Below are 2,859 nucleotides of genomic sequence, written 5' to 3' on the forward strand. Positions count from 1 at the left end.
AACGACAGCTGCATCGCACTCACCCCGATCACGGTGAGGCATTGTCGCGCAATCGGGCGGAGTTGTTCAGACCTTCCCTAACTCTCTTGTCCGCCGCGGAACATCGGCTGATGTTCGCTGTAGACCATTTCAGGTTCCACGCGACCAAAGCAATCATCTCCGCCGCTCAGGGAAGCGAGCCGGACGCGCGCGCAGAGGCTAACCTTGCCTTGGAGGCTGCGGGCCAAAGTCATTCTGGCTTCCGCTACCATCCCGCGGCGGGTCTCGTATCGGAGAGGCACGCTAAAGCCCTGCAGTTGTTGCGGCGCTGGTGTGATGGGTGAATTAACACCCCAAGTGCAACACCCGGCGCAGTTCTTCGTACCGTTCAATTGGGGTCTGGTAGCCATAGCGCTTCCGGGCCGTGTGTTGAGTTTATGGGCAAGCGCGTTGCAGTCCGCTTGTCGGAGCTTCGCCACTGAAGTGCGCTTGGGCACGTACTGTCGAAGCAGGCCGTTGAAGTTCTCGTTGCTGCCGCGCTGCCACGGTCGGTGCGGGTAAGCGAAGTAGCTCTGCGTGCCGGTCGCTTCATCCAGTGCGCGGTAGCCGTGGAACTCGGTACCGTTGTCCCAGGTGATCGTCTTGAACGGCAGGCCACTGCGGATGATCAACTGCAGCGCAGCGCGGTTCACTGCTGTCGTCGTGCGGTGCGCGAGCTTCGCCACCAAAGCCAGGCCGGTGCTGCGCTCCACCAGCGTCAGAAGGCAGGCCCGCTCTCCCGCCGCACCCATCACTGTATCGCCTTCCCAGTGGCCAGGCTCGTCGCGTCGTTCCACGGCCTCGGGCCGCGTGTCGATCATCGGCTTGCCCTGCAGACGACCGCGTTTTTCCAGTCCCGGTGTGCGCTTGCGTCGTCGCTTACGGCCGTGTCGCAGCCATCGCTTCAGCGTGCCGCCTGCCCGGACATCCGCTTGCACGTAGCGGTAGATTGTCATCGCGCTGATCCGCGCCGCACCTGTCCTGGCCAGCTCGCCGGCAATCTGCTCGGGGCTCCATTGCTCGCCGCTCAGGAGCGCATCGATACGGGCGTAGAGCTCCGGGCCGTGCTGCTTCACTTGCCGCGAGCGTCGGCGGCGGCCGTTGGCGCGTTCCTGGGCCTTGCTCGGTCGGTACGCGCCGTCCGTCGCGTGGCAGCGGTTACGGGCCAGTTCGCGGCTGATCGTGCTGGCGGCACGGCCCAGATCCCGCCCGATCGCCCGCAGGCTCCAGCCTTGGCGGTGCAATACGCCCACGGTGTATCGTTCCTGCTCGGTGAGCTGGCTGTACAGAAGCGATCTCCTCCTGGCCGAGGTGTCGCCTTCAGTCTGCCCGCTCACCGTCTCGCTTTCAGGGGGCTCGGGTGTTGCACTTACTTTGTGAACTCGCGCTGCCTAACAATTCGTCCAAGCCGACGCCGCTTCGCGGCGCGGCTTTACTCAGGTGTTAGGCGTTGTAACAAGGAGACGTTGCCCGTGAAGAGAATGCTTATCGCTGTTGCCGCAATGCTGGTCGTCGCAGTCCTTCTGGGCGAACTTGTCCCCATGTCTGGCTGGATCCAACCTGCCGTGTCTGGGCTCGTGGGGGCCGCGCTTGGCGGCTTCGTCGCTCGTAGGCCGTTCGTGTTGGTCGCCCTTCTGGTACACGTGGCGGTGTGGGGGTTGATCCTCTATACCCTGCACGCCATTGGCGACGGTCGGACCGGCTACGCCAGCTTGGCGGCTACCAATATGAGTGCCATGGCACTTTCGTTTCCGCTCGTCGCGCTGGGTGCCTTCGTCGGGGAGCACGCGGCCACTCGCCTCCGCGCCCGCCGTGTCGCAGCCAACGCCTAACAATTCGTCCAAGCCGACGCCGCTTCGCGGCGCGGCTTAACTCAGGTGTTAGGGCTCATGTCCGACACACGTAGCACTCGACCGAAAAGGTGGTACCGCCTCTGGTCGCTGCCCCTTCTGATTGGCGGCCTGCTCTACCTAACGCGCGCCTTAAGCATGGAGCATCTCCCGTTCGGACTGCTCGGGACAGGCATGCTGCTAGGGAGTATTTTCGCCTTCCGGCACAACCTGCTGGATGGGTCCCCCAGCAGCGTGGATCCGCGCCATGTCGGGCTGGGTTGGGTTGCGCTTCTGGCCATGTCCGTCCTGCTGGTTCTGGCGGCGGCAGTCGTCAGCGTCGCCGCGTGAGCCCTAACAATTCGTCCAAGCCGACGCCGCTTCGCGGCGCGGCTTAACTCAGGTGTTAGACAACAGGTGGAGGATCTTCGCGCATGAAATGGAATGCTTTGCTGCTTGCACCGCTGCTCGCGTCGTGCAGTAACGGAGAGATGGCCAAAAGCCTGGACGGGTCGTATGGGTCGCTGGCATTCAAGGGCCAGGTCGAGCGTCGCATTGAAGGCGTCAACTATGTTTATTCGGTACAGCGGCTCGACCTTACATTTGATCCGCAAGCTAAGTCGAACGCGACCGACCGGATCATCAATCCGTCGCTTCGATTCGTGGCAATCGAGGAGAAAGGCGATGGAACACCACAGAAGACCCTGTTCGAGTCCGAGGTGCCAATCCGCGCCAGGCTGAACAGCTCAAACCGCGCCGTAACCGTTGAAAACCTAACGTTTGTGGTTCCGCGGCATGCCGTAGAAAGCGCGGACCACGTGGGATTGGCGGTCGTTGGTGAGCGCCTAATGTGGCCAATCGAGACAGATCTGAAGGGTTAGGGGCTGTTGTCTAACAATTCGTCCAAGCCGACGCCGCTTCGCGGCGCGGCTTAAGGAAGGTCTGAACAACTCCGCCCGATTGCGCGACAATGCCTCACCGTGATCGGGGTGAGTGCGATGCAGCTGTCGTT

General features: G+C 62.6%; 4 protein-coding genes. 3 read left to right on the forward strand and 1 reads right to left on the reverse strand.

Annotation, left to right across the window (positions count from 1 at the left end; translation table 11 throughout):
* Positions 1 to 77: 77 nt before the first annotated feature.
* On the reverse strand, positions 78 to 1,355 hold the full coding sequence (locus EYQ95_RS26015) for an IS30 family transposase (protein ID WP_132332097.1): 1,278 nt from the start codon (positions 1,353 to 1,355) through the stop codon (positions 78 to 80).
* 135 nt (positions 1,356 to 1,490) lie between these two features.
* On the opposite strand from EYQ95_RS26015, the gene EYQ95_RS26020 reads away from it, so the two are divergent.
* From EYQ95_RS26020 to EYQ95_RS26030, 3 genes are all read left to right on the forward strand, one after another.
* Positions 1,491 to 1,850: a hypothetical protein gene (locus EYQ95_RS26020; protein ID WP_132332099.1), complete on the forward strand. Its 360-nt coding sequence runs from the start codon at positions 1,491 to 1,493 to the stop codon at positions 1,848 to 1,850.
* A 57-nt stretch (positions 1,851 to 1,907) separates the two neighbouring features.
* The gene (locus EYQ95_RS26025; RefSeq protein WP_132332101.1) at positions 1,908 to 2,198 is read left to right on the forward strand and encodes a hypothetical protein; all 291 of its coding nucleotides are present in this window, start codon (positions 1,908 to 1,910) and stop codon (positions 2,196 to 2,198) included.
* An 83-nt stretch (positions 2,199 to 2,281) separates the two neighbouring features.
* On the forward strand, positions 2,282 to 2,728 hold the full coding sequence (locus tag EYQ95_RS26030) for a hypothetical protein (protein ID WP_132332103.1): 447 nt from the start codon (positions 2,282 to 2,284) through the stop codon (positions 2,726 to 2,728).
* Positions 2,729 to 2,859 lie beyond the last annotated feature (131 nt).

The sequence above is a fragment of the Lysobacter sp. N42 genome (genome assembly GCF_004344885.1).